Annotated in this window: 19 protein-coding genes; 6 read left to right on the top strand and 13 right to left on the bottom strand. The window is 73.5% G+C overall.

Annotated elements, in window-relative coordinates; translation table 11 throughout:
* Window positions 1-27: 27 nt before the first annotated feature.
* The 4 genes from ACGFSC_RS09725 to ACGFSC_RS09710 are packed head-to-tail and all read left to right on the top strand — an operon-like array spanning window position 28 to window position 6,561.
* A complete protein-coding gene (locus ACGFSC_RS09725; RefSeq protein WP_359899667.1) occupies window positions 28-1,110 on the top strand; it encodes an AAA family ATPase in 1,083 nt (360 codons plus the stop codon).
* The gene (locus tag ACGFSC_RS09720; protein WP_359899669.1) at window positions 1,110-3,392 is read left to right on the top strand and encodes a DUF5682 family protein; all 2,283 of its coding nucleotides are present in this window, start codon (window positions 1,110-1,112) and stop codon (window positions 3,390-3,392) included. The genes ACGFSC_RS09725 and ACGFSC_RS09720 overlap by 1 nt, the downstream gene beginning before the upstream one ends.
* Window positions 3,389-4,531 carry a VWA domain-containing protein gene (locus tag ACGFSC_RS09715; protein WP_359899671.1) on the top strand — a complete coding sequence of 381 codons (1,143 nt, stop codon included), beginning with the start codon at window positions 3,389-3,391 and terminating at the stop codon, window positions 4,529-4,531. Before ACGFSC_RS09720 ends, ACGFSC_RS09715 begins: the two co-directional genes overlap by 4 nt.
* Window positions 4,528-6,561: a hypothetical protein gene (locus ACGFSC_RS09710; RefSeq protein WP_359899673.1), complete on the top strand. Its 2,034-nt coding sequence runs from the start codon at window positions 4,528-4,530 to the stop codon at window positions 6,559-6,561. Before ACGFSC_RS09715 ends, ACGFSC_RS09710 begins: the two co-directional genes overlap by 4 nt.
* Window positions 6,562-6,937: 376 nt before the next feature.
* On the opposite strand, the gene ACGFSC_RS09705 is transcribed toward ACGFSC_RS09710, so the two are convergent.
* From ACGFSC_RS09705 to ACGFSC_RS09675, 7 genes are all read right to left on the bottom strand, one after another.
* Entirely contained in the window at window positions 6,938-7,138 is a 201-nt protein-coding gene (locus tag ACGFSC_RS09705) for a hypothetical protein (protein ID WP_359899675.1), read from the bottom strand.
* Window positions 7,139-7,365: 227 nt separating this feature from the next.
* The gene (locus ACGFSC_RS09700; RefSeq protein ID WP_359899677.1) at window positions 7,366-8,205 is read right to left on the bottom strand and encodes an SDR family NAD(P)-dependent oxidoreductase; all 840 of its coding nucleotides are present in this window, start codon (window positions 8,203-8,205) and stop codon (window positions 7,366-7,368) included.
* Window positions 8,206-8,336: 131 nt separating this feature from the next.
* Window positions 8,337-8,684: a hypothetical protein gene (locus ACGFSC_RS09695; protein WP_359899679.1), complete on the bottom strand. Its 348-nt coding sequence runs from the start codon at window positions 8,682-8,684 to the stop codon at window positions 8,337-8,339.
* A gap of 58 nt (window positions 8,685-8,742) precedes the next feature.
* The gene (locus ACGFSC_RS09690; protein WP_380633994.1) at window positions 8,743-9,486 is read right to left on the bottom strand and encodes a class I SAM-dependent methyltransferase; all 744 of its coding nucleotides are present in this window, start codon (window positions 9,484-9,486) and stop codon (window positions 8,743-8,745) included.
* Window positions 9,487-9,567: 81 nt separating this feature from the next.
* The gene (locus ACGFSC_RS09685; RefSeq protein WP_359899683.1) at window positions 9,568-11,061 is read right to left on the bottom strand and encodes an MFS transporter; all 1,494 of its coding nucleotides are present in this window, start codon (window positions 11,059-11,061) and stop codon (window positions 9,568-9,570) included.
* An 85-nt stretch (window positions 11,062-11,146) separates the two neighbouring features.
* Window positions 11,147-11,593 carry an Rrf2 family transcriptional regulator gene (locus ACGFSC_RS09680; RefSeq protein WP_359899685.1) on the bottom strand — a complete coding sequence of 149 codons (447 nt, stop codon included), beginning with the start codon at window positions 11,591-11,593 and terminating at the stop codon, window positions 11,147-11,149.
* 118 nt (window positions 11,594-11,711) lie between these two features.
* Window positions 11,712-12,215: a nuclear transport factor 2 family protein gene (locus ACGFSC_RS09675; RefSeq protein ID WP_359899687.1), complete on the bottom strand. Its 504-nt coding sequence runs from the start codon at window positions 12,213-12,215 to the stop codon at window positions 11,712-11,714.
* Between the two features lie 188 nt (window positions 12,216-12,403).
* On the opposite strand from ACGFSC_RS09675, the gene ACGFSC_RS09670 reads away from it, so the two are divergent.
* A complete protein-coding gene (locus tag ACGFSC_RS09670) occupies window positions 12,404-13,189 on the top strand; it encodes an SDR family oxidoreductase (protein ID WP_359899689.1) in 786 nt (261 codons plus the stop codon).
* Window positions 13,190-13,260: 71 nt separating this feature from the next.
* Here ACGFSC_RS09670 and ACGFSC_RS09665 read toward each other — a convergent pair whose 3' ends face one another.
* Complete coding sequence (locus ACGFSC_RS09665; RefSeq protein ID WP_359899691.1) at window positions 13,261-14,049, bottom strand: SDR family oxidoreductase; 789 nt, start codon at window positions 14,047-14,049, stop codon at window positions 13,261-13,263.
* Here ACGFSC_RS09665 and ACGFSC_RS09660 point away from each other — a divergent pair.
* Complete coding sequence (locus tag ACGFSC_RS09660; protein ID WP_359899693.1) at window positions 14,037-14,726, top strand: helix-turn-helix transcriptional regulator; 690 nt, start codon at window positions 14,037-14,039, stop codon at window positions 14,724-14,726. The two genes, ACGFSC_RS09665 and ACGFSC_RS09660, sit on opposite strands and share 13 nt — an antisense overlap.
* Window positions 14,727-14,900: 174 nt before the next feature.
* On the opposite strand, the gene ACGFSC_RS09655 is transcribed toward ACGFSC_RS09660, so the two are convergent.
* From ACGFSC_RS09655 to ACGFSC_RS09635, 5 genes are all read right to left on the bottom strand, one after another.
* Window positions 14,901-16,076 carry a nucleotide disphospho-sugar-binding domain-containing protein gene (locus ACGFSC_RS09655; RefSeq protein WP_359899695.1) on the bottom strand — a complete coding sequence of 392 codons (1,176 nt, stop codon included), beginning with the start codon at window positions 16,074-16,076 and terminating at the stop codon, window positions 14,901-14,903.
* Window positions 16,077-16,128: 52 nt separating this feature from the next.
* Window positions 16,129-17,484, bottom strand: a complete 1,356-nt coding sequence (locus tag ACGFSC_RS09650) for an ATP-grasp domain-containing protein (RefSeq protein ID WP_359899697.1) — start codon at window positions 17,482-17,484, stop codon at window positions 16,129-16,131.
* Window positions 17,485-17,671: 187 nt separating this feature from the next.
* Window positions 17,672-19,822 (bottom strand): PEP/pyruvate-binding domain-containing protein, encoded by a 2,151-nt coding sequence (locus ACGFSC_RS09645; RefSeq protein ID WP_359899699.1) that lies wholly within the window; start codon window positions 19,820-19,822, stop codon window positions 17,672-17,674.
* A 407-nt stretch (window positions 19,823-20,229) separates the two neighbouring features.
* Window positions 20,230-22,068: a glycoside hydrolase family 15 protein gene (locus ACGFSC_RS09640; protein WP_359899701.1), complete on the bottom strand. Its 1,839-nt coding sequence runs from the start codon at window positions 22,066-22,068 to the stop codon at window positions 20,230-20,232.
* Between the two features lie 175 nt (window positions 22,069-22,243).
* Window positions 22,244-25,510, bottom strand: a complete 3,267-nt coding sequence (locus ACGFSC_RS09635) for a hypothetical protein (RefSeq protein WP_359899703.1) — start codon at window positions 25,508-25,510, stop codon at window positions 22,244-22,246.
* Between the last annotated feature and the right edge of the window lie 34 nt (window positions 25,511-25,544).

The raw sequence follows: 25,544 nt of genomic DNA, 5'->3' as shown, positions 1-25,544 counted from the left end.
CACGCGAACCACCCCGGGAGGGCCGCCATGACCACCACCGCCGAGGAGCAGCTCCAGCGGCCGCCCGCCGAGATCCGGTACGCCGAGGAGCTGGCGGCGCTGCGCGCCGAGGACCGCGACCCGCGCCCGCCGGGCTGGGAGCTGAGCCTGCGCGCCGCCCGCCGGTTCATCGTCGGCGACGAGGCGGCCGGCATCGCCCGCAAGTTCGTCGGCGATCCGGCGCTGGTCGAGCGCGCCCTGGTGACCCTGGCCACCAATCGCGGCCTGCTGCTGGTCGGTGAGCCGGGCACCGCCAAGTCGCTGCTGTCGGAGCTGATCGCGGCGGCGGTCAGCGGTACCTCCCGGCTGACCGTACAGGGCGGCGCGGCGACCACCGAGGACCAGATCAAGTACTCGTGGAACTACGCCCTGCTGGTCTCCGAGGGCCCCTCCACCCGCTCACTGGTGCCCGCGCCGATGCTGCGCGGCATGGCCGACGGCCGGCTGGTCCGGTTCGAGGAGATCACCCGCTGCCCGCTGGAGGTGCAGGACTCACTGCTGTCCCTGCTCTCCGAGCGCGTGGTGGCGATCCCCGAACTGGACGGGCCGGAGGGGATGGTCTTCGCCAAGCAGGGCTTCAACGTGATCGCCACCGCCAACACCCGCGACCGCGGGGTGAACGAGATGAGCGCGGCGCTCAAGCGCCGGTTCAACTTCGAGACGGTCTTCCCGATCCCCGACCTGGACACCGAACTCGCCCTGGTGGAGGCCGAGTCCGCGCACCTGCTGCGCCGCTCCGGGGTGGCCGCCGCGCCCGACCGGGACCTGCTGGAGGTCCTCGTCACCACGTTCCGCGAGCTGCGGGCCGGTGAGGGCGGTGACCGCCTGTCCGCGGTGATGAGCACCGCGGAGGCGGTCTCGGTCGCCCACGCGGTCGGGCTGCGCGGCTGGTACCTGCGCGGCGAGGCCGGCAACGCGGCCGACCTGGTCGCCAGCCTGGCCGGCACCGCCGCCAAGGACAGTCCGGAGGACCTGGCCCGGCTGCGCCGCTACCTGGAGCAGCGGGTCCCGCGGCGGCGCGGCCCGCACTGGCACGCCGTGCACGAAGCCCGCCACCTGCTGGCCGGCTGATGCCCGCGGTCTTCCTCGGGGTCCGCCACCACTCCCCCGCCTGCGCCCGTCTGGTGGCGGACACCGTCCGACGGCTGCGGCCCGCGTACGTGCTCGTCGAGGGGCCGGCCGACCTCAACGGCCGCCTGGACGAGCTGGCCCTCGGCCACGACCTGCCGATCGCCGTGTTCAGCCACTACCGCGACGCCGAGCGCACCGCCACCACCTGGACGCCGCTGTGCGACTACTCGCCCGAGTGGGTGGCGCTGCGGGAGGGCCGGGCGGCCGGCGCGGAGGTGCTCTTCGTCGACCTGCCGTCCTGGCACCCGGCGTTCGAGCTGCGCGCCAACCGGTACGCCGACGCGGAGGCCCGGTACGCCGAGGCCACCGCCCGGCTGTGCTCGCGCTTCGGCACCGGCTCGGTGGACGCGCTGTGGGACGGCCTGTTCGAGGTGGCGCCGGCGGACGGGCTCGCCGGGCGACTGGACGCCTACTTCGACCTGGTCCGCGGGGACGCCGAGGCGGACGAGGGCGACCGGGCCCGCGAGGCGTACATGGCGGCCTGGATCCGCGCCGTCCTGGCCGAGGCGGGACCAGCGACCGTGCTGGTGGTCACCGGCGGCTTCCACACCCCCGCGCTCCGCACCCTCGCCGAGCGGCCCGCGGAGGTGCCCGGCCGGCCCGCGCTGCCGGCGCCGCGACCCGGCGCGGTGTCCGGCAGTTACCTGGTGCCCTACTCGTTCCGGCAGCTGGACGCCTTCGCCGGCTACCAGTCGGGCATGCCCTCGCCCGCCTACTACCAGCGGCTGTGGGAGGACGGCCCCGAGGCCGCCGCCGACCATCTGCGGCAGTCCGTGGTGTCGCGGCTGCGCGGGCGCCGCCACCCCGTCTCCACGGCCGACCTGGTCGCCGCCGCCGCGCTCACCGGCGGCCTGGCCGCGCTGCGCGGCCACCCGGTGCCGGCCCGTACCGACGTGCTCGACGGCCTGGCCGGCGCGCTGGTCAAGGACGACCTGACCCGGCCGCTGCCCTGGTCGGAGCGCACCCCGCTGGCGCCCGGCAGCCACCCGGTGGTGGTCGAGATGGTCGCCGCGTGCAGCGGCTCCCGCACCGGGCGGCTGCACCCGGACACCCCGGCCCCGCCGCTGGTCCACGACGCCGCCGCCCGGCTCGCCGCGATCGGGGCCACCGGCACCCGCCCGCTGACCTGCGAGCTCACCACCGAGGACGGTCTGACGGCCAGCCGGACCCTGCACCGGCTGCGCGTCCTCGGCGTGCCCGGCCGCCACCGCACCGCCGGCCCCGCCCACGGCGCCGACCCGGTCACCACCGAACGCTGGGAAGCCGGACCGGACACCGGCCGCGACGCCGCCCTGATCGAGGCGGGCGCGTACGGCGCCACCCTCGACGAGGCCGCCGCCACCGTCCTCGCCGAACGGGCCCGCACCACCGGGCCCACGGACACCGAACTCGCCGCCCTGCTCCTCGACACCGTGCTGTGCGGCGCCACCGCCCTCACCGACCGCCTGCTGACCGCGCTCACCGCCGTCCTCGCCCGCCACCCCGACCCGGGTGCCCTCGGCTCCGTCCTCGCCACCGCGCTCGGCCTGTGGCGGCACGACCGGGTGTACGGCACCGCCCGCAGCCCGCTGCTGGCCGCCGTCGTCGACGGCGCCGTCACCCGCGTCCTGTGGCTGGTCGAGGGCGCGCACGGCCGCTCCGGCACCGACCCGGCGCGCCTCGCCGCCCTCGCCGCCGTCCGCGACGCGCTGTGCCACGCCCCCGACCTGCTCACGGTCACCCCCGAGGACGCCGCCGCCCTCGCCCTCCGCATCGCCCGCGACCCGCACGCCCCCGCCGACCTGCGCGGCGGCGCCCACGGCCTCCACCTCGCCCTCACCCCCACGGCCGATCCCGACCTCGCCTCCGCCGCCCTGCACGCCGCGGGCGACCCCGGCGCGCTCGGCGACTGGCTGGCCGGCCTGTTCGCACTCGCCCGGGAGGAGGTCACCGCCGACGCGGGCGACGGCTCCCTGCTGGCCGCCGTGGACTCCGTCCTCGCCGAGCTCACCGACGCCGAGTTCCTCATCGCCCTCCCCGCCCTGCGCCAGGCCTTCGCCTGGTTCCCGCCGCGCGAGCGCGAACGGATCGCCCGCCGTCTGATCGAGCGTCGCGGCCTGCGCGGCTCCGCCCGCGCCCTGCTCCGCACCACCGCCGACCCCGCGCACCTGGCCGCCGCCCGCGCCCTGGAGGAGAACGTGACCGCCCTGCTCGACCGCCACGGCCTGCGGAGCGCCCGGTGACCGCGCCCGAGCCGGCCCCCGCAACGGCACCCGACCCCGCCCTGGAGCGCTGGCGCCTGGTCCTCGGTTCCCCCGCCGAGCCCTGGACCGGCAGCCCGGGCGCCGACGGCGCCGCCCGCGACGCCGCCCTGGAGTGGCTGTACGGCCGCGACGAGGACCTCGACCGCCGCGGCATCCGCGGCGCCGGCGCGGAACCGTCCCGGGTCACCGCGGTCGACTGGCTGGACGACATCCACCGGCTCTTCCCGCGCGAGACGATCGAGCGCCTGGAGCGCGACGCCGTCGAGCACTACGGCATCGACGAGATCGTCACCGACCCGACCGTCCTGGAGCGGGTCGAGCCGAGCGCCGCCCTGCTGCGCGCCGTGCTCCGCACCAAGCACCTGATGAACGAGCAGTTGCTCGGCCAGGCCCGCCGCATCGTGGCCGCGGTGGTCCGGCAGCTGATGGAACGCCTCACCCCGGAGCTGCGCCAGGCGTTCACCGGCGCCCGGTCCGCCCGCCCGAGCCGCCGCCCGCTCGCCCGCGACTTCGACTTCCGCCGCACCGTCCGGGCCAATCTCGGCCGCTACCGGCCCGCCGAGCGGCGGATCCTGATCGAACGCCCGCACTTCCACTCCCGCACCCGCCGGCACCTGGAGCAGTGGCAGCTGATCCTGCTCGTCGACCAGTCCGGTTCCATGGTCGGCTCGGTGATCCACTCCGCGGTCACCGCGGCCTGCCTGTGGAGCCTTCCCGGCCTGAAGACCCATCTGGTCGCCTTCGACACCCAGGTGGTGGACCTCACCTCCGACGTCACCGACCCGGTGGAGCTGCTGATGCGGGTCCAGCTCGGCGGCGGCACCGACATCGCCCGTGCCGTCGACTACGCGGCCGGTCTGGTGGAGAACCCGCGGCGCACCGTCCTCGTGGTGGTCAGCGACTTCTACGAGGGCGGCGACCGGTACCGGCTGCTGCGCACCGTCCGCTCGCTGACCGGGCAGGGCGCCACCGTGCTCGGACTCGCCGCGCTGGACGAGGAGGCCGCCCCCGCGTACGACCGCGAGCTGGCCGGGCAGCTCGCGGACGCCGGCGCGCACGTGGGCGCGATGACGCCGGGGATGCTCGCCGAGTTCGTCGCCGAGCGGCTCGGCCGATGACCGCCGCGACGCGGGCCGATCTGCTCGCCCTGGACACCGACACGCTCGCCGCACTCGCCAATCGCGGCCTGGTGAAGCGCGCCGCCCGCGAAGTCGCCGCGGGCGACGGGCCGGTGCCCGACCTCGACCCGAACGGCACGCTTCGCGGCAGCTGCCCGGACGGCAACTCCGTCGTCCTGCCGCCCGGCACCGGGCTGGACGGCGGCAGCTGCACCTGCGGAGCCCCGGGCGTGTGCCGCCACCGGATCGCCCTGGTCCTCGCCCATCAGCAGGCCGCCGCCGACGACGCCGACGCCGCCCCACCGGGTCCTCGCCCCGGCCCCGCCGCTTCCGGCAGCCCCGGCACGCCCGACACCCCCGCGCCCGCCCCCGCGTGGTCCCCCGGCGCGCTGGACGACGAGGCGCTGACCGCCGCCGTCGGCGCCCGCGCCGTGGCCGCCGCCCGCCGGACGCTGGAGCGCGGTTATGCCGCGCGGCTGCACCACGCGCGCCCGGACGATCCGCAGCCGGTCGCCGAACTGGCCACCTGCACCGTCCGGTTCCCCGTCCCCGGCGAGCTGGGCTTCGCGGTGACCGACGCCGCGCAGGACCGCCGCGGCGAGATGATCGCCCTCGCGGTCTGGGCGTTCCGGGCCGCCGACGGCCGCCCGGCCGTCACCCTCGGCGGCCGTCCCGAGCCCGATGCGGGCATCCCGCCGGTCCTGGACGCCGCCCTCGGTCTCGCCCGCGAGCTGCTGCTCGACGGCGCCGTGCACGCCGGGCCGGTCCTCACCGCCGATCTCCACCGGGTGCGCGACGAACTCGCCGACCGTTCCCTGCACTGGCCGGCCGGCCTGGTCGCCGACCTGATCGGCCAGCTCGACGCGTACGCCGCCCGGTCCGCCGACCACCGGCCCGAGGAGCTGGCCCTGCTGCTGGCCGAGCTCCACGCCCGTCACCGCGCCGCCGCCCGCCCCGGCGCGTCCAGGTCGGAGGTACTCGGTGTCCGGGAGACCGCCGAGACCCCGCTGCGCCGGATCCGCCTGACCGCACTGGGCTGCCGGATCCGCGGCACCGCGACGACCCGGTCCGCCGAGGTCTACCTCGCCCACCCCGCCGCCGGCACCGTCCTGGTGCTCCGCCGCGGCTGGGACGTCCCGGCCGACGGCCGTCCGCCGACCGGGCACGCGCTGGCCGCCCGCCGGATCGCCGGCCACCGCCTCGACGCCCTCGCCGCCGGCAACGTGGTCAGCGAAAGCGCCGTCCGCAGCGCCGCCCGTGAACTCCGCCTCGGCCGCGGTCGGACCGCCGCCACCACCGTCACCCCGGTCGGCGGCTCCTGGACCGACCTGCCCGCCCCGCTGCTGCTCACCGACCTCGACGCCCACCTGCGCACCCTGGAGGGCCGGCCGCCGCGGCTGATCCGGCCCCGCATCGCCGCCGAGTCCCTGCACGTGGTGCGGCTCTCCGCCGTCGAGGGGGTCCGGTACGACGCCGCCGAGCAGCGCCTGGAGGCCGCGGTCCGCGACGCCGCCGGCAACCCGGCCACCCTCGCCGCCACCTACGACCCGGCCTGCCCCGGCTCCCTCGACGCGCTCGCCGCGGCGCTCGGGTCCGGCGCCGTCACCCACGTCAGCGCCACCCTCCGACGGGCGGCGGGCCGCACCGTCCTGGAGCCCGTCGCGCTCCTCGCGGGCGGCACCGTCGTCGTCCCCGACCTCGCTCCCGGCACCGCGTCCACGGCCCTCGGCCCCGCCGCACCGCCGTCGGCCGACCCCGTCGCCGCCGACCTCGCCGAGGCGCTCGCCGCCCTCGCCGACACCGCCCACCGGGGCCTGCGCCACCCGGACGGCCCCACCCTGACCCGCCTGGACCGCACCGCCGCCCGGCTGGACCGCGGCGGCCTGGCCACCACCGCCGAGCTCCTGCGCGCCCTCGCCCACGCCGTGCGCGCGGGCGACCCGGACGCCGCCGCCCGTACCTGGTCGGACGCGGCCGTCCGGCTCGCCGTCACCGTCGAGGCACACCGGGAGACCGCCGGCCGCCCCTGAGCACCTTCGCCGAGGACGCCCCCCGAGGTCCCCGAGGTCCCGTACAGAATCCTCCCGCTCTCCCGGGCCCCGACGCCGGGCGCACCGTACGGAGTCGATCTCAAAAAAGTCAACGTTTCGTTTCAAGGACTGAGATACGGCGGAAGTTTCATTCTTGCGGCGCCGAATTCTTCACAAAAGCGCCACCATGGCGCCATGGACGGCGAGTCGGCCTGCTCGGCTCCCGGGGGACCGATGCCGCATCCGCGTCGTGCAGGGGCGGCGGCCGCGCGGCTGACCCCCGACCGCGCTGCCGCGAGCGGCCCGGAGCCGCCCTCCGGCCAGGAGGGCGGCTCACCCGCGTGCGACGTTCCGCCCGGGGCGTCCCCCGGGCGGATCACCACTCGGCGGGAAGGCTCTTGACCCCGTACACCAGTGATTCCGTGCGGTACTCGATCTCCTCGAACGGGACCGCGAGCCGCAGGCCGGGGAAGCGACGGAACAACGCGCGCAGCGCGATGCCGAGTTCGAGGCGGGCGAGTTGCTGACCCGACCTCGTGGCGGGCGTCGGACAGCACGGTGCGGGCGTCGTCCTCACGGGTGACGAGTACGGCTCCGACTTCACCGAGCTGGGAGTTCGGCACCGGAACCCGGTGCAGCGACGGGTCCTCGTGCAGTTCCACGAGCGCGGCCCCGGGCCGGAACGGACACTCGGCCCGACGGTGGTTGTGGGGCATCGACACCGGTTCGGTCATGGCGTTCACTGCCTTCCTGACGGCGCGGGGGCGATTCGGCGGAACGTGGGCACCGGCTGCGGACCGTTCGTCATGAGGCGCTTGCCGTGTCGCGCAGGAGGTCCCGTGTGATGCTGTCGAGCCGTGCCGCGGCGCCCTTGTCGAACGCCGGGCGGAGGAGACTGAGAGGTGTGCCCTCCACGAAGGCGCTCAGCGGTTCCCGGGGCGGAGCGTCGATGATCTCGACGATCGGCGGGACGGTGAACTCGACCGGCTGCGCGGCCCGCTTCATCTGCTCGATGTGCGCCGCGGTGGCGGCGTCGAACTCGCCCGCGAAGCCGGTGCGTGTCCCGCCGGGGAACAGCAGCACGTACCGGGCGCGACGCGTGCTCCCTCCCTCGGCGAACGAGACACCGAGGAGGTCGTTGAGCCGGCCGCCCTGGAACATGGCCGACCAGCCGTCGTAGCCGCGTTCGAAGCCGAGGTCGTTCCAGTGGATGCCCGGCGCCCCCACCCCAGGACCGGCGATGTTCATCACGACCGGCGTTTCGGCCTTGTTCATCACATCGGCCAGGCCGTATCCGAGCAGGTACCGGCTGAGGTAGTACAGCGCGAAATTGTGCTCGATCCCTTCGGAGGTCACCATCCGATGGCTGCGGAAGTACCGCGCGCACAGCACGAGTACGTCCACCGCCGCGAACCGGTCCGTGATCTCCGTGACGACGCGCCGGTTCTCGCTGACGAGGCTGAGATCGGCCTCGACGAAGACGGCACGGTCGGCTGCGCCCAACTTCCGTGCCGTGTCGAGGAACTGATTCTCCTTCACCGGATCCGGGGCGATGACGACCACCCGGTCCCCCCGGCCGAGACAGGTGTTCGCGAGCGCCTGCCCGATACCGGACGTGCCCCCCGTGACAACAATGGTCTTCACCGTGGTCCTCCTCGGAACACTGAGTCGTGAGATTCCGCGCGGCGGAAAGCTCCCGCCCGCGGGCAGACTTCACCCCTGGACGGGGTGGCGGGAAAAGAGAGAAATCGGGAAAGGAAGGCGGAGAAGGGAACTCAGCCGGCCGCGGCGGCGATTTCCGCCCGGACCACGTCACCGGCGAGCCCGACGGCCGCTTCCGCGGCACCGGTGGAACCCAGGGTCGACCCGTTCACGTAGACGCCGTCGATGATCAGCATGATCCGGTCGCCCAGCCGGTCCGGGTCCGCGGCCGGAGTCCTGCGTGCGAGGTCCCGCAGTTGCTCGCGCACGCGCCGGAAGTGCTTCAGGGAAACCTGATGCGCCGGATGGTCCGGGTCGGGAAACTCCGCATGCGTGTTGCGGAGGGGGCAGCCCCTGGCGTTCGGCGCCATGCCCTGGACCGCCCGGACCAACTCGACGAGCCGCTCCTCGGGCGCGTCCACCGGGTCCGGGCCCTGCGTCCCGGGCCGCGCCACCCACGCGGCCCAGGACGGCGGGGCCTCACCCGCGCTGCGCACGCACGTAGGACATCGGTGTCAGCACCCGCCCGCGTTCGTCCACCTGGATCGCGTCCGGGCCCGGCCTGGCACCGGTGTCCTGGGCACCCGCCGTGCCCAGCTTGGCCAGGAGTTCGCGGGTGAAGCTCGTGGCGAAGACGGCTTCGGAGATGTCCTGGATCTCCCAGTACCGGCCGAGGTTCGCGTGCAGGTTGGCCTCGCTGATCAGGGCCTCCTCCACGATCGGCGTCCCCGACGGCACGGATTGCGCGAAGCAGAACAGGTGGAGCACGGCACCCGGCCGGCACACCCGGTGGAGCGCGGCAGCGTACGCCGACCTCTGCTCGTCGTTCAGGCAGTGGTAGAGGCCGCTGTCGAGCACGGTGTCGAAATCGCTTCCGACACCGTCCAGTTCGGTGGCGTCCGAGGTCAGGAACCGCACCTGCACGCCATGGGCCCCGGCCCGTCGCGCCGCCTGCTCGATCGCGCTGGGCGAACCGTCCACGCCGGTCACCTCGTACCCTTGGCCCGCCAGCAGAATGGCGTTCTCACCCAGTCCGCAGCCCGCGTCGAGCACCTTGCCGCTGAAGCCTCCCGCGCGCGCCAGCTCCACAACGGCTCGCTGGGGCTCGCCGATGTCCCAGGGAATCAGCACCTCACCGGGGGCGGCGCCGTCGAAGGACGCGCGCCCCGCGTACAACGCTTCGTATTCCTTGTCCTCTTGGGAGAAAGTCCGCTGCGTGGTCATGCCGGTCCCCTTGTCGCTCGCAAGCTCGTCACCCAGCACGTGCCGGATCTGATGCGCCCCGGATGCGGGGCAGCCGCGTCCCTAGTGGACGTTGTTCGCTTCCTGCGTCGGCGCGGCCGCCGGGGCCGCCGGGGCCGCCTCGGCCTTCGGCCCGGTCCCGGCCCCGGCCCCGGCCGTGGGACGCATCCGTGACGCGACGACGAGCGTGAGGACGACGACCGCGGCCATGGCCAGGAAGACGTCGGAGTAGGCCGAGCCGTTGTGACCGGAGTAGAGCGGGTTGATGGCGTCACTGCCGCTCTGCTGCCGCGCGGACACCAGCACACCGAACACGGCGGGGCCGGTACCGGCCCCGAGGAACTGGGCCCCCTGGAGGATCCCGAGGCCGACACCGACCTGCTCGGGGGGCAGTTCGCTCGCCGCGGCGCCGATGATGGTGGTCATCACGAACATGAAGCCGATGCTCAGCCCGAGGATCCCGATACCGGCGAAGACCACCGAGGAGCCGCCGGTGAAGGACGAGAGGAACAGCGAGAACAGCCCGATGAGGCCGAGCCCGGAGAACACCAGGACCCGCGCCTCGACACGGCCGGCGAGGCGTCCGATCCACGGCGAGAGAAGCGCGGTCACGACTCCGGCCGGGATCATCACCAAGGCGCCCTTGCCCGGGGTGAGTTCGTTGACATCCACCAGCAGCAGCGGGACGAACACCAGACCGCCGAGGTTGACGACCATGGCCAGGAACGCGACGAGGATGCCGGTCCGGTAGACGCGATTGGTGAACAGCGCCGGCGGAACGAACGGCTGGTCGACACGGACGGTGCGCACCCCGAAGAGCACGAGCGCCGCGACCGCGACCAGGAGGCTGCCCCAGGACAGGGGGTCGGTGAAGCCGGAGACCTGCGCCCGGGTCATGCCGAACAGGACGAGACCGGCTCCGAGGCCGAGGAGCACGCCACCGGGGAGGTCGAGCCGGCCCGAGCCCTGCGGAGTCTCGTCCGGGAGTACCCGCAGGGCGGGGAAGAGCAGCAGCAGCGCGACCACGAGCATGATCCAGAACAGCGCGGGCCAGCCGAGCGCTTCCCCGATGCCGCCGCCCAGCGCCGGTCCGGCCGCGGTGCCGACGCCCGCACCGGCGGAGACGACGCCGATCCCGACACTGCGCCGCTCCGGAGGCAGCAGCGTCGTGACCGCGATGATCGAGAGCACGGGGATCGCGGCCGCGCCGATGCCCGTCACGATCCTCCCGGTCACCAGCACGCCCAGGTTCGGGGAGATCGCGCAGATCAGGCTCCCGACGGCGTAGGTGAGGAGCGCGAAGGCGAAGAGACGGCGCAGGCTCACCCGGTCCGAGATGCGGCCGTACAGGGGAATCCCGACCGAGAACATCAGCAGGAACCCGGTGACGACCCAGGCGAGTTCCGCCTCGGAGGCCCCGAACTCGGACCCGATCGTCGGAAGCATCAGGTTGACCATGTCACTGGCCGTGACGGTGGCGAGGATCGCCGGCATCAGCACGGCCAGTAAGCCCAGTTCTGAGCGGGTCCGCCCGGTCGTGGTCGACGTGGAAGTCATGCGAGGCCCTTCGGGTGACTTTCCGCCACCATGATAGTTACAGTTAGGGCAAAAGGACGGCGGAGGACATTGCCTCCGCCATCGGTCAGCTGGTGACGCGTTGCGCGACCTCGCGCTCGCTGGCCAGCACTTGTCGGACGAGGTGGGCGATCGTGGTCCGCCCGAGCCGTTCCTTCATGGCCCGCTCCGCGTCCTGGAACTCCGCTTCGAGCAGCTTCTGCATGTTCCGCCCCACCTCGCATTCGGCGCTCGGTGGATGCGGGTGCCGCGAAAGGATCGGCCCCGCCTCCACGGCGGCGTACGCGTCGTAGAGCGTGATCTCGCGGGCGGGCCGGGCGAGCGACCAGCCGCCGTTGCGCCCCTCGGTGGACCAGACCAGGCCGGCGTCCCGCAAACTGCCGAGGATCCGCCGCACCAGGACCGGATTGCTGGCCAGGCTCTCCGCGATCTCCGCGGAGGTCAGCGAGCGGTCCCAGCGCCCCAGCATGGTGAGCGCGTGAATCGCGACCGCACTCCTGCTGCTGATGCTCACCGTGACCCCTTCGCGACGATCGCCTCGCCGATCCAACTGCAACAACGCTAGTAGCAGTTGGATCCACGTGTCAATCCGGCACACCGGCCGCGGGGACCGTCCGGGACCGCGTGCGGCATCACCAGGGCCAGCGCCATTCCTTGTTCTGCGGAACCACCCAGTAGTGGTCCAGTTCGACGCGCTCGAACAGCCATCGCCCGTCCTCGATCACATAGGTGTCGGAGAACCGGCCGACGCTCTGGTGCACGAGGTCCGCCTTGTCGAACCTGACGTGCTCCACGAAGAAGCAGGCCCCGGACGCGCGGTCGCCGTCGACCTCCACCTGATGGGCCTGGTTGAAGTTCCTCAGGGCCACCTCGGAGGCACCCTGGAGCTCGACCATCTTCGGCAGCAGCGCGCTGTAGTACTCCCGGATCGCCACACGCCCACGGGCATCGCCGAAACTTCCGTAGGCCAGGTGCGCGTCCCTGGTGAACAGGGCGCCGAGGCCCTCCCAGTCCTGCGCGTTGAGGCAGTGGTGGAAGGCGTTGCGCAGCCTCGTGAGCTCACGGATCGCTTCGAGTTCGCGCACTCTGGCCGACAGTTCGCCGATCCGGGCCGCCAGGTCAACCTCGTCCGCCATCGTGCATCCTCTCCTGCGCCACCGGATCCCGTTCCGCCTCGTGCCGAAACCGGACCGAGAGTCGCAGCCGCACGACACGAGCCACAAGGCCCGCGCGCCTTTCCTGTGGTCGGTCCGCAATCCTCGAATTCCCTCGGGCGCTTAGGGTCGAGCCGCAGGAACGCCGGCGACACCCAACGGGAGACACCGTGAACCAGTCGAAGCGCATCGCCCTGATCAGTGGTGCGGGCCGCAACATCGGCGCCGCGACGGCCAAGGAACTGGCCGGCCGCGGCTACCACGTGATCGTGAACTACCGGAGCGACGCCGACGCGGCGGCGGACGTGGTCGCGGAGATCGAGTCGCGCGGCGGCACGGCCGAGGCGGCGCGGGCCGACGTCTGCGACGCCGGACAGGTCGGCGCCCTCGTCGAGCGGGTGCGGGCCGACCACGGGCGCATCGACCTGCTGATCTGCAACGCGAACACCGTGACACCGCCCTTCGCGTCCTTCGCCGAGCTGGACTGGGACGCGTTCGCCGCGAAGATCAACGGGGAACTCGCCGGCTCCTTCTTCCTCACCCAGTGCACGCTCGCCGTCATGCGCGAACAGCGGTCGGGCAGGATCATCTACATCTCCAGCACGGCGTCGGACACCATCGGCATGGCCCTGCCCCATTCCGTCGCCAAGGCGGCGCTGAACACGTTCGGCCGCCACATCGCCGGCATCGCCGCCGAGCACGGGGTGACCGTGAACACCGTCGCCCTCGGCGCCGTGCACACCGACGCCACATCGGAGTTCAGCGAGGAGTTCTGGAAGTACACCACCGCCCGCTCGGTGGCGGCGCGCAGGGTGGAACCGGAGGACGCCGCGCGTGCCGTGGCCCTCGTAGCCGACGACGGCTTCGGCTTCACCTCCGGCCAGGTGATCCGGGTCGACGGCGGATTCGAGGTCCTCGACCAGCAGTTGCATCCGCTGGCGCAGAGTCTCCGCTGAGGGCGTCCCGAAGGGCGGGCCGTCGGCAGCCGGCCCCACGGGACGCCCGGTGCGAGCGGGCGCCCGCCGGTCTACTCGAAGTGCCGCACCATCGGATTGAGTTGCCGGTCGAGAACCTCGAACCCGCCGTCCACGCGCAGCACTTGGCCCACCGATGCGGTGAAGTCCTCGTCGGCCAGCATCGCGATGCTGCGGGCCGCCTCGTCGGGCTCCAGCAGCCGGCCGGATGTCGATCGGCTCTCCATGAACGTGCGGAGGTCGTCCGTCATGACACCCGCGGTGGCGTCGGTCCGCACCGCGCCGAGCGCGACCGTGTTGACGACGACCCCGTACTGTGCGGCGACTCCCGCGACGTGCCGGCTGAAGGTGTTGAGCGCGGCCTTGGCCGTGGAGTGGGCCGCGACGGTGCCGATCGAATCCGCCGCGGTGCTCGACACGTAGACGATCCGGCCCTTCCGTTCCTCCGTCATGCCGCGCAGCACGCCCTGGGTGAGGAAGTACGCTCCCGCCAACTCCCCCTGCACCTTCCCGATGAAGTCGTCCCAGGAGAGCGTGAGCAGGGGCTGGAACGGCGGATTCACCGTGTTGGCGTTGCAGACCAGGGCGTCGATGCGGCCGCGGTCGGCGCGGATGCGGTCGAGCATCCCGGACACCTGCCCGGGGTCGCAGACATCGGCCCGGACGGCCTGGGCCGATCCGCCCGCGGCCTCGATCGAGCTCACCACCTCCGCCGCCGCGTCGCCGTTCTGACGGTAGTTCACGACCACGTGGTAGCCGCGCCTGCCCATCTCCCGCGCGGTAGCCGCTCCGATCCCGCGACTCGCGCCGCTGATCAGCACCACCCGCTGTGACTGCTCCACGTTTCCTCAGCGGGCAGTTCCGGCACGCCATCGACGACTACATGGCCTGCGGTTGGGTCCTCGACACCTGCTTCGTGGTCAATCCGGCAGTGATCCCCTGGCGTTCGAGGGCCGTGTTCGCAGCGCTGGGCATCCGCCGGTACGACCTGGCGCTCGCCCTCGCCGAGGAGGAGCTCATCGCGGCGAGGACCTGGGGATCGCCGCGCGGCATCGGCATCGCCCTGCATGCCGTGGGCGTGGCACGCCGGGACCACACCTCGGTCACCGTGCTGGAGGAGGCCGTGGCACTGCTGGCCCAGGGGCACGCGCGCACCGAGTACATGCAGGCCCTCTACGACCTCGGCACGACGCAGATCCGGCGGCAGGACGTGACGGAGGGACGCAGGCGGCTCGTCGAGGCGGCCATGGTGGCGTACGAGTGTCGCAACGGCTTCTGGCAGGAGCGCATCCGCTTCGCCCTGGAGCGCCTCCAGGCGCCTGCCAACACCTCGAAGCTCACCCGGCAGGAGGAGAAGATCGCCTACCTGGCCCGCGCCGGACACAGCAACCGGCACATCGCGCACATGACGTGCCTGACGGTCCGGACCGTCGAGTTCCACCTGTCCAGCGTGTACCGGAAGCTCTCCATCTCCGGCAGACGGGAACTCGTCACCGCGCTGAGCTCCGTTCCGTCGTAGCTCGCCCGCGCCTTCGGGTCGGTGAGGACACCACCGGTGAGGACGCGACCGGTGCGGGGACCGGTCACCGCGATGACGCGTGCACCGGTGCGGCCCCTGCCGAGGAGCCCCGCCGGAAGATCCGGCGGGGCTCCTTCCTTTCCACGGTGGATCCCGTACGGGCCGGCGGCTGCCTCAGCCCGCGGTGCCGGCGAGGCCCGCGGTGCCCTCGAGGCCCGCGGTGCCGGTGAGGCCGGCGAGGCGTTCCGCGACTGCCCGTGGGCTCGGCATGGCCGCGATCTCGGCGCTGACCTCTCGCGCGGCCCGGGTGAGCTCGGTGTCGGTGAGCAGCCGGGTGAGCAGGGCCGGGCCGATGTCCTCGGCGGCGGCACGGAGGCCGGCGCCCCGGTCCCGTACCGCGTCCGCGTTGATGAAGCGGTCGGAGCCGTCGGGGAGGACGAGTTGCGGGATGCCCGCATCCAGTGCGCCCAGGGCGGTGCTGCTGCCGCCGTGGTGGATGGCGGCCGCGCAGGTCTCCAGCAGCGCCCGCCACGGGACCCAGCCGTAGGCGCGGACGTTGTCCGGCAGGGTGTCGAGCGTGCTGAGGTCGAGGTCCCCGGTCGCCAGCACGAACTCCGCGTCGATGTCGGCGGCCGCCTCGATCACCCGCTCGATCCTGGTCAGGCCGTCCGTCTTGGGCGGAACGGTGCCCAGCGTCACCGCCACGCGCGGGCGGTGGGCGGGCACGGCCAGGTCGGCGGGGAGGCCGCCCTCCCCGTTGTAGGCGACGGGCCGCATCGAGCAGCCGTACCGCTCGTCCCCGGCCATGCTCGGTGGCGCGAGGTCGATGACCTCGGCCGGCTCGGGCAGCCGGTCGATTCCGTGCCGGGCGAAGGTGTCCGCCATCTCCGCGAGCATCAGCGCGCGCAGCTTCGGGGTGCGGACGAACCCGAGGTCGTGCTGGACCGCGGGCACGCCGAGGCGGGTCGCCGCGAGCAGGGCCACCGGGAACTGGTAGTCGTACACCACCAGGTCCGGCCGCCACCGCTCGGCGAGCTCGACCACGTCGTCGGCCACCCGGCTGTTGACGAGGGCGGCCAGCGGGACGAACGCCTCGCGATCGGCCGAATTGCTCTCGACCACCCGCTGCATCAGGTCGGGCCGCTGGGTGCGGCCGGCCTCTCTGATGACCTTGCGCCAGTCGAGCCCCGGCGCGATGGGCAGGTACGGCAGACCGGCCCCGGCGACGTCTTCGCCACCGTCCATCGAGGCCGTCGCGACCTCGTGGCCGAGCTCGTGCATCGCCCTGGCCAGCGGGACCAGCGGGAAGAGGTGGCCGATGCCGGGTACGCCGGCGAACAGTACACGCATGGAGGAACCTCGCTCGGAGGGATGGGAGTTGGGGACGAGGGGTTGGCGGGGTTCAGGAGGCGGCCCGGTGCAGGGCGGCTTCCATGCCGTTCAGCACGGCGTTGCAGTCGCGCTGCAGGGTGGCGGCGTCGACGGCGCTCAGCAGGTAGACCCCGAGCCAGTTGCGCGAGCCCGCGGACGGGTCGAAGGCGGGGACCGTCCGGCCCGCGGGCATCGCGAAGGCGGGTACGGCCTCGATGGTGCTGCCCGGGGAGAGCAGGCTCTGCCAGTCCACGGCCTGCGGGTTCCAGACCGGGCTGCTCCGCCAGGGCGCTCCCGAGGCGTCGGCCGGGACGACGGCCAGCGACGCGGCGGCCCTGACCCCGTCGGTGAGCATGGCCTCCGGGTAGTCCACCCGCTCGCCGAGCAGCTGCCGGACCAGCATGCCGATCGGGTCGAGCCCGAAGACCTCGTGGACCTGCCTGGTCGTCAGCAGGCCGCCGAACCTGGCCGCGGTCTCGATGACCACCAGCTCGCCGTCCTTCATCAGCTTCAGCTCGGTGTGGGTGCCGCAGTTCTCCAGCCCGAGCGCGTCGACGGCCTGCCGCGACACCTCCTCGATCCGGCGTTGCAGCGGCACCGGCAGGACGGAGGGCGAGGTGCTGGCCACCTCGACGAAGGACGGCACGGTCGGCAGCTTGGCGGTCATGGCCAGCGGACGGTAGACGCCGTCCGCGACGATCCCCTCCACGCTCACGTAGTCGCCGTAGCCGGGCTCCTGGTACCAGCCCTCGGTGGAGCCCTGGGCGATCGTCTCGACCAGGCGGTCCCGGTCGGTGTCCTCGGCGTACAGCTCGTTCATGCCGACCTGGCTGCCCGCCCGCAGTCCGCTCTCGATCCCGGCCCATGCCGGGGCGGCCTCCTCGACCGAGTCCAGCACGATCTGGGCGACCGACCCGGCGCCCCAGGCCGGCTTGAGCAGCAGCGGGGCTTCGAGTTCGGCCAGTGCGGAGGTCAGGTCACCGAGGCTGTCGACCCGGCGGAACGCGGGTATCGGCACCCCGGCGGCGGCCCAGGCCTCCCGCATCAGCCGCTTGTCCCTGGCGCGGACGATCCCCTCCCCCGGACCGGCCAGGTGGAGACGGCTCGCGGCGTGCGCGACGGCCAGGACCGCGAACTCCGAGAGGGTCAACAGCGCGTCGGCCCCGATGGCCTTCGCGTACTCCACGATCAGCTCGACCAGTTCGTCGCCGCGCGGCGCCTCGGGCACCAGCTCGATGCTGGTACAGCTGGGCCGCCACACGTCCTCCCCGGACGTGGGCAGCGGCGCCAGCGCGAGGACGTGCAGCTCGCCGCAGGCGGCGATGCGCGGGAAGGCGTACTCCAGCGGGGCGCCGCCCTTGACGTAGACGTACAGGATCTTGTTCAACGTACTTACTCCTGAAGGAAGTTCAATCGTTCACGGGCGTGCCGGAGCCACGCCGCACCGGCCCGCGGCAGGTCTGCCCGCGGCGTGTCGGCTCGCGGCGGCGTGTCGGCCCGCGGCGCGTCGGCCCATGACAGGCCGGGCCGCGGCACGCCGGGCCGGTGCGGTGCGGTGCGGCGCTCCGGCAGCGTCAGCCGGCGGTGCGGAAGGGGCGCAGCTGCAGCAGGCTGATCCGGTCGCCCTCGATCGCCCACTCGATGTCGACAGGGGCCCCGTACGTCTCGTCGGGCGAGAAGTGCGACTGCAACAGCCTGCTGATCAGGGCCAGTCGGCGCACGAGGTCCTTGGTCGCGGCATCCAGGTCGGTGGCCGCGGTGCCCAGCGAGACCGTCCGGCTTCCGCCCTCCATGGTGTTGCACAGGTACTGGAGCGGGGCGCCCCGACCGGTCACCACGTCGGCCACCGAGCGCGGCGAGATGTTGAGGTAGACGTCGCGGAAGTCCTGCGGGCTCAGCGGGTTACAGGTGACCAGGACGCCGCCGACGGTGGATCCGACCTGCTCCTGGACGACCACGCCCATCCGGCAGTGGTCCAGGGCGATGCCCGCCTGGCGCCGCAGCAGCACCGCGCGCGGCGAGAAGAGCGAGGCCCAGACCTCCCGGACGGCGTCGAGGACCGCGTCCGTGCCGCTGACGTGCGCCACCGATTCGTAGAGTCCGGCGGCGGAGAAGCCGGACAGGTCCTCGGCGTTGGAGGAGCTGCGGACGACCTGGACGGTGGCGCCGTACAGGTGGCGGTCGATCGCCCGGTCGACCTCGGCGCGGATCGGGTCGGGCAGCGGGGTGCTGCGGATCAGCCGCTGCACGTCGAGGCAGAGTTCCTCGATCCGCGACGTCTCCGCGTGGAGCGACGCCCGGCTCGGACCCCCCTCCCTGAGTGACGTCCCCTCCTGGGGCGAAGTCCCCTCCTGGAGAAGGGAGTCCAGCCGGTCGACGGCGTTCCGGAGCTCCGCCGAGGAGTCGAGGAAGCGCTGCTGGAGGGAGAACGGCAGCACGATCCCGCGCGGCACCTCGGCGTACTCCTTCACCAGGAGCTGCGCGGCGGCGTTCAGCTCGGCCCCGTCCGCGTCCTCCGGGAGGCCGAGTTGCCGGGCCAGGTAGCGCAGCAGGTCGGCCCGGGGCGGCCGGGGCACCTGGTAGAAGCCGAGCCAGCGGGGAGAGCCGTGCTGCAGCAGGTGGGTGAGTTCACCGAGGTTGGCGGCCTTGGTGCCGAACCGGACGTGGTCCCCCGCGCGCAGTTCGGACAGCGGGGTGATCGGCGTGGGCGTGAGGTCGGGCCGGTCGACGACGATGTGATCGGCCGGCGGAGTCGGCCGGACTCCCCCGTGGCCCTCGCCGCCCTCGCGGCTGCCGTGGCCCTCGTGGCTCCCGTCGCCACCGCGGTCCCCCGGCTGAGCTGCTTCGAGGAGGAGGTCCCCGCCCTCGGCCTCGACCCGGTAGCGCACCCACCGGCCGTCCAGCCCGGCGCGGTCGATCCGTTCGACGGCGCCGATGCCGACGGCGTTGGGGATCCGCCACCCGGCGGCCATCACGTTGATGTGGGAGAGCGGCGTGGTGTGCTCGGTGTGGATGATGCCGGACACCCGGGGGATGTCCTCGGGCACCCGGGGCATCACCACGATGTCGTGCCACTCCAGCGGTTCGGCCTCGGCCCGGTACTCCTCCTCCGAGCGGAACACCCGCAGCCGCCCGTGGGCTTCCCCGGGGTTCAGCGGCACGAACGAGGCCACGGAATAGAGCTCATGGGACAGGACGCGCGGAATCTCGCTCTCCGGAATTCCGGCGAGGTAGCCCTCCTGCTGGTGGCCGGCCGGCTTCAGGACCAGCCGCAGCGAAGGATCGACGTGCTCGCGCACCCGGTGATAGAAGAAGCGCAGCATGTCCTGGGACATGGTGTCGACGTCGACCGTTTCCAGGGACAGGAAATCCTCGGCCTCGTGGCCGCTTTCCGTGGGCCGGTCGGCGCGGCCGGTATGGCGGGCGAGCGTGCCGAGATAGAAGCGGCGGTCGGGATTCCGGTAGACGTCGTCGTTGAACGAATCGAGCCTGCCGGCGAGTTCGTCGATCGACATGCCGAGGATCTCGCACGCGATGTAGCGGACATGGAGAGTGCCGTCGGCACTGTCGATGAAGTGAAGCACCGACTCGTCGCAGTCGAGCACGATCTTCACATAGGGATAGCCGCCGACCTGGCCGGCGAGCTCGGAGAACTCCTCAAGGGTGAGCTTTTCGTCCAAGAAGCGGGGCCGCGTGGTCGCGTCGTTGCGATCCGAACGGGTCATGCGCACAGAGTTCAGCCATTCGTCATCGTGTACACGATCCGTGCACACCTGTTGCAGAAGGGTCGGGTACGACCACGCCCACACTGCCATTCGGTATGAACGTTTGACGAATGATCATGCGACATCTGGCCATCATGCATCGATCCGGCCATAAGAATCCGGTCAAGGAAGCCACGACTCCGCATAAAGCTGTGGCAAAGGTCACAGCACGGGACGGCGGGCTCGTGACGGGCAATCGGGGATTTCCGGAAGTGTTGATTCCTGAACGACTGCACGACCTCGGAGGGCTGCGCACTCGCCCACCTCGCCCGTCGGCAATGCCGACAAGTGGATCGAATCATTCCTCCGAATTCCGGGCTTCCCGGCCGCGCCGAATGTCAGCCGTTCCGGACGGGGCGCCGCATTCGTCAACCGAGCGTGCGGTCCAGGTTGAAAGCGGCGCTGATCAGCGCGAGATGGGTGAACGCCTGCGGGAAGTTGCCGAGCTGCTCACCGGTCGGCCCGATCTCCTCGGCGTACAGGCCGAGGTGGTTGGCATAGGTGAGCATCTTCTCGAAGGCCAGCCGGGCCTCCTCCACGCGTCCGGCGCGGGCGAGGGCCTCGACGTACCAGAAGGAGCAGATCGAGAAGGTGCCCTCGGCCCCGCGCAGACCGTCCGGGCTGGCCTCCGGGTCGTAGCGGTAGACCAGCGAGTCGGAGACGAGTTCCGCGCTCAGCGCGTCCAGGGTCGACAGCCACTTGGGGTCGCTCGGCGAGATGAACTTGGCCAGCGGCATCATCAGCACGGAGGCGTCGAGGACGTCGCCGCCCAGGGTCTGGGCGAACGCCCTGCGGTCGGCCGACCAGCCGCGTCGCATGATCTGCCGGTAGATCGCGTCCCGGCTCCGCTGCCAGCGCGGCAGGTCCGCCGGCAGCCCGCGCCGGTTCGCCAACCTGATGGCCCGCTCGATCGCCACCCAGCACATCAGCCGTGAGTACAGGAAGTCCTTCCGGCCGCCCCTGGTCTCCCAGACTCCTTCGTCGGGCTGGTCCCAGTGGTCGCAGAGCCAGTCCACCACGGCACCGACCTCGTCCCAGTGCGCACTGCTGATCGGCTGCCCCCACTTGTCGTACAGGTAGACGGAGTCGATCAGCGCCCCGTAGATGTCCAGCTGGAGCTGGCCGGTGGCCGCGTTCCCCACCCGCACCGGGGCGGAGCCCAGGTATCCCTCCAGGTGGGACAGCTCGCGCTCGGGCAGGTCGCCGCGCCCGTCGATCCCGTACATGATCTGCAGCGGTCCCGTGGCGCCGGCGCCGCCCCGCAGGATGCCCCGGTCGGAGAGGAAGCCCATGAAGGCCTCGGCCTCCGCGGTGAAACCCAGCCGGAGCATGGCGTAGACGCAGAAGGCCGCGTCCCGGACCCACACGTACCGGTAGTCCCAGTTGCGCTCGCCGCCGATCCGCTCGGGCAGGCTCGTCGTCGGCGCGGCCACGATCGCACCGGTCGGCGCGTAGGTGAGCAGTTTCAGCACCAGCGCGGAGCGGTGCACCATCTCGCGCCACCGCCCGTGGTAGCGGGACCCGGCCAGCCAGCGGCGCCAGAACCGCACCGTCGCCTCGAACTGCTCCTCCGCCTCGGCCCGGGGACACGCCCGCGGGGCCAGGTCGCCGCCGACCCGGTCGAGGGCGAACACCGCCGACTCGCCTTCGAGGAGCTTGAAGTGCGACCCCACGTCCACGCCCTCGCGTTCGAGCGGCACGGTGGCCGTCAGCGCGAGCGCCATCGAGGGGGACTCGAAGACGGCCTCGTGGGCCCGGACGCTCACGGTGTGCGGTTCGGATCCGTAGTCGAAGCGGGGAGCCACCCGCGCCCGGAACGGAAGCGTTCCCCGGGCACACACCACCCGCCGGATCAGCCGGTGGCGACCGGCCTCGCGCGACTCGTCCACGACCGGCATGAAGTCCTGGATCTCCGCCACCCCGTCGGTGGCGAAGAACCGGGTGATCAGGACGTTGGTGTCGGGGAAGTAGAACTGCCGGGTGCGCGTCGGCACATCGGCGGCCAGCTCGAACGACCCGCCCCGGTCGGCGTCGAGGATGGACGCGAAGACGCTGGGGGCGTCGAAACGCGGGCAGCAGTACCAGTCGATCGTGCCGTCGGTCCCCACCAGCGCGGCGGAGCGGAGATCGCCGATCAGGCCGTGCTCGGCGATCGGCAGATAGCGCGAGCCGTCCGCCGGCCCGAATCCGGTGCCCTGCGGTGCCATACCGGCCTCCCTACCGCCGCGGCGTGGACGCCGGGCAGAGCCGTGCCCGTTGACGGTGGAACACCGTCGTCGCGGACCTTGTTCCGGCTCACCCTGCGTATCGGGGGGCGGGAGCGGCCACGGGCCGACCCGCAGGGGTCCCCGAACGCAGGGGTCCTCGAACGCAGGGGTCCGCTCACGCAGGGTCGGTGAACACCGCGAGCGCGGCGTCCCGGACGTCCGGCCGCGGGTGGCGGCGCAGCGCGTGCAGCACCTCCCGCCACTCGGCGGGCCAGCCCAGCTGCGCCCCCGTGCTCGTCAGTGCGACGGCGAACAGGCCGGGCGCGAGTCCGTCGTCGGCGGCCAGTCGGCGGGCCGCCGCCAGCGCGTGCTCCGGTGCCTCCCGTCGTCCGTTGCCCTGGCGGTTCAGTGCGTCGGCGGCGGCCACCGCCAGCACCGGACGGTCGGCGACCAGGACGGCCAGCTCGGCGACGCGCTCGCCCAGGTCCGGTGCGTCGAGGTCGAGCGCCTCGACCAGTCGCCGGGTGGCCTCGGGCAGCAGCGCGGGTTCGGTGAGCAGAATCGCGGCGACCTCCCGCCGGGTGGCGCGGACGGCCCGCGCGGTGGCGTTCGGGCTCCACATCCAGCCGGTGAGCGCGTCGATCCGCCGCCGGGCCGGCTGGTCGCGGCCGGGAAGCTCCGGTTCCCCGGCGCGCAGGGTCTCGATCAGGGCGGTCAGGGCGTCCGCCAGGACGCTGCCCGGCGCGCAGCCGCCGAGCGGGTGCGGGGCGTCCGACAGGGCCATTCCGGTCAGCGCGCGGGCCGCTCCCTGGCAGCGGTCCTGCTCGGCGAGGTCGGTCACCAGCGGGACGAGTGCCCGCACCGCCTCCGGCGCGTACCGGCCCCAGGAGACGAGCTGCCCCTGCGCGGGTGAGGCGGTGAGGAGGTCGGCGTCGACCGCCAGCCGGGCCATCAGGCCGGCGAACGCCGGGCGGTGCTCCGCGGCTGTCCGTTCCCCGCTCAGGTGCAGGACCAGTGCGTTCCGCAGTCCCTCCGGCCCGTCGGCAGCGTCGGTGAGCACGTCCCACAGCGGCAGGTCGGCGATCCGGTCACCGACCGTCGCCAGCACCGCGGCGCGGACGTCGTGGTGCTGCCCCGGCGCGGTGTACGCCTCGCGCAGCAGGGCGGCCGCCTCGTCCAGGACCAGGTGCGCGGCGGCGAGCCGGACGGCCTGCTTGCGGCTGGTCACCTTCGCCGCCGGATCGAGCGCGATCCGCCGCAGCGCGGGGCCCAGTTCGGAGCTCCGCGCGAACCGGGCCGCGCGGCCGGCCGCGTGGAGGGCGACCCGGGCGCGGTCGTCGGCGGCGTGGGAGAGCAGTTCGGGCAGCGCCCCGGCGGGGCGCTCGGTCCAGGGCAGCGCGGCGAGCGCGGCCTCGGCGAGGACGGTCTCGGCGGAGCCCGCGTACCGGCGCAGCAGGGCCTCGCCGTGGACGGGGATCCGGGCCGCGGCGCGCAGGGCGGCGGCGCGCTCGGCCAGGGCCCGGGTGGGGTCGCCGACCGTGCGGGCGAGCCGTTCGGCGGCCGCGTGCTGCTGTGCGGGGAGCCAGCGGTCCGCGTCGGCCAGGTCGGTCGCGGTCAGGGGGGTGTCGAGCAGGGGCCCGAGCAGATCGGTGCGGATCCGGGTCAGGACGGCCCGCACCGGGGCCAGGGTGACGGCCGACGGCCTGAGCGCGAGCAGCCGGGCCACGCGTTCGCCGCCGGTGGCGGGGTCGCGCAGCAGCGGTGCGGCGGCCCGTTCGACGGCACGGTCGCCGCCCGAGCGCAGGACGCGCTCCAGCAGTTCGGCGAGGGCGGGAGCACGTCGTGCCCGGTCGCCGAGCGTCCCGGCCAGCGCGAGCAGCAGTGCGGCCTCGCTGGATCGGGCCGAGCGTTCCAGGGCGGCCCACAGCGCGTCGACGACCGCGGCCTCGCGCCGGGGCGGGACGGTGAGGCCGGCGCCGTCGGTCCGTTCGAGGGTGCGGACGGCCCAGGCGAGCAGTTCGCGGGCCGGCCCGCCCACGTGCTCGCCGAGGACGGCGCCGGCGAGGCGGCCGAGTGCGGTGCGCGTGCGCGCCGAACAGTCCCGGGCGGCCAGGGCGTCGTCGGTGAGCCGCTCCAGCGGGCCGGCGGCGGCGTCGTCGAAGAGCCGCGGCGGCACTGCCGCGACCTCCTCCAGCGCCGTGCCGCGGACCGGGTCCTGCTCGTTGCGCAGTCGGGTGAGCAGTTCGAGCGCCTCGGGCAGGGCGCCCGGTTCGCCGGAGAGTGCGGCCTGCCGGACCAGCTGTGCCCAGGCCCAGCCCCGGTCCCAGGCGTCGGCCACGCGGGTCTCGGCCAGCAGCCTCGGCCGGGCCTCGGCGACCGGCAGCAGGACGAGCGGGACGACGTCCTCGCTGTCCGCCGCCAGCCGGGCCCGCGCCCGCACGTGCCGCTCCTTCGCGGGCAGCACGGCGAGGACGTCGACGGAGTACCAGGAGCGGTACGGCCCGGGCTGCGCCGCCACCTCGTCGTAGAAGGCGGCCCGCCGGGCCGGGGGCAGCTGCCGCAGCAGCGCGAGGTGGCTCCCGTGGTGGCGGTGCGCGAGCGCGGCGAGTCCGTCCGGCCGGGCCGCGGCCAGCCGACGGGCCACGCCGGCGCGCAGCGGCGGCTCGTGGCGGTGCCGGTCGATCGCGAGCAGCAGGCGGACGGTCCGCTCGGCGGAGACGGCTGCGAGGCCGGCGAGCCGGTCGCGCAGCGGGCCGGGCAGGCCGGCCACGGGGTGGCGCTCCAGCAGCTCCAGCATCCGGGCCGGTTCGCGGCCCGCGGCGGCGGCCAGGCCGAGGGCGTGCCGGTGCCAGAAGGTGCGCCTCAAGCCGTACGGCAGGTCGGCGAGTTGACGCTCGGCCTCGTCCAGCACCGCGCCCGGGTGGCGGTGTCCGAGCGAGGTGGAGAAGGCGATCGCGTGGGCCAGCGCGGGCAGTTCGGCGGCGACGACCTCGGTCGAGCAGACCGGCAGCAGCCGGGCCGCCTCGGCGGCGCCCCAGCGCTCGCGGACGACCGGCACCAGCCGCTCGGCCACCGCTGTGCGCCCGGCCCGCAGGACGGCGCGGGCCAGCTCGTCGCGGACCGCCTTCGGGGCGGTGAGCATCGCGGCCTCAAGGTCGCCGTCCGGGAACGGCAGCTCCCCGATCGCCCGGTGCGCGTAGCGCCGCACGACGGGGTCGGGGTCGTCGATCCGGTCGATCAGATGGCGCGCTTGCCGTCCGGCGAGGGCGGCGAGCGCGGCGAGTCGGCGTTCGTACGGGCCACGGCCGTCCAGCTCGGCGAGCAGGGCCGTCAGGTCGGAGGGGGCGAGGGCGGCGGCGGTACGGGCCACCTCGCGCAGCCGGAGCGGATGGGGCAGTGGTTCGACGGCGGCGAGCAGCCGGTCGGCAGTCAGGTGAGGCATCGGCGCCGATTGTGCCCGACGGGCCCGGCCCGGG

It is taken from the genome of Kitasatospora sp. NPDC048715 (assembly GCF_043198905.1).
Lineage (GTDB): Bacteria > Actinomycetota > Actinomycetes > Streptomycetales > Streptomycetaceae > Kitasatospora > Kitasatospora lactacystinica.
Note: the sequence above shows the minus strand (reverse complement) of the source record. Positions and strands in the feature narration are given on the sequence as shown.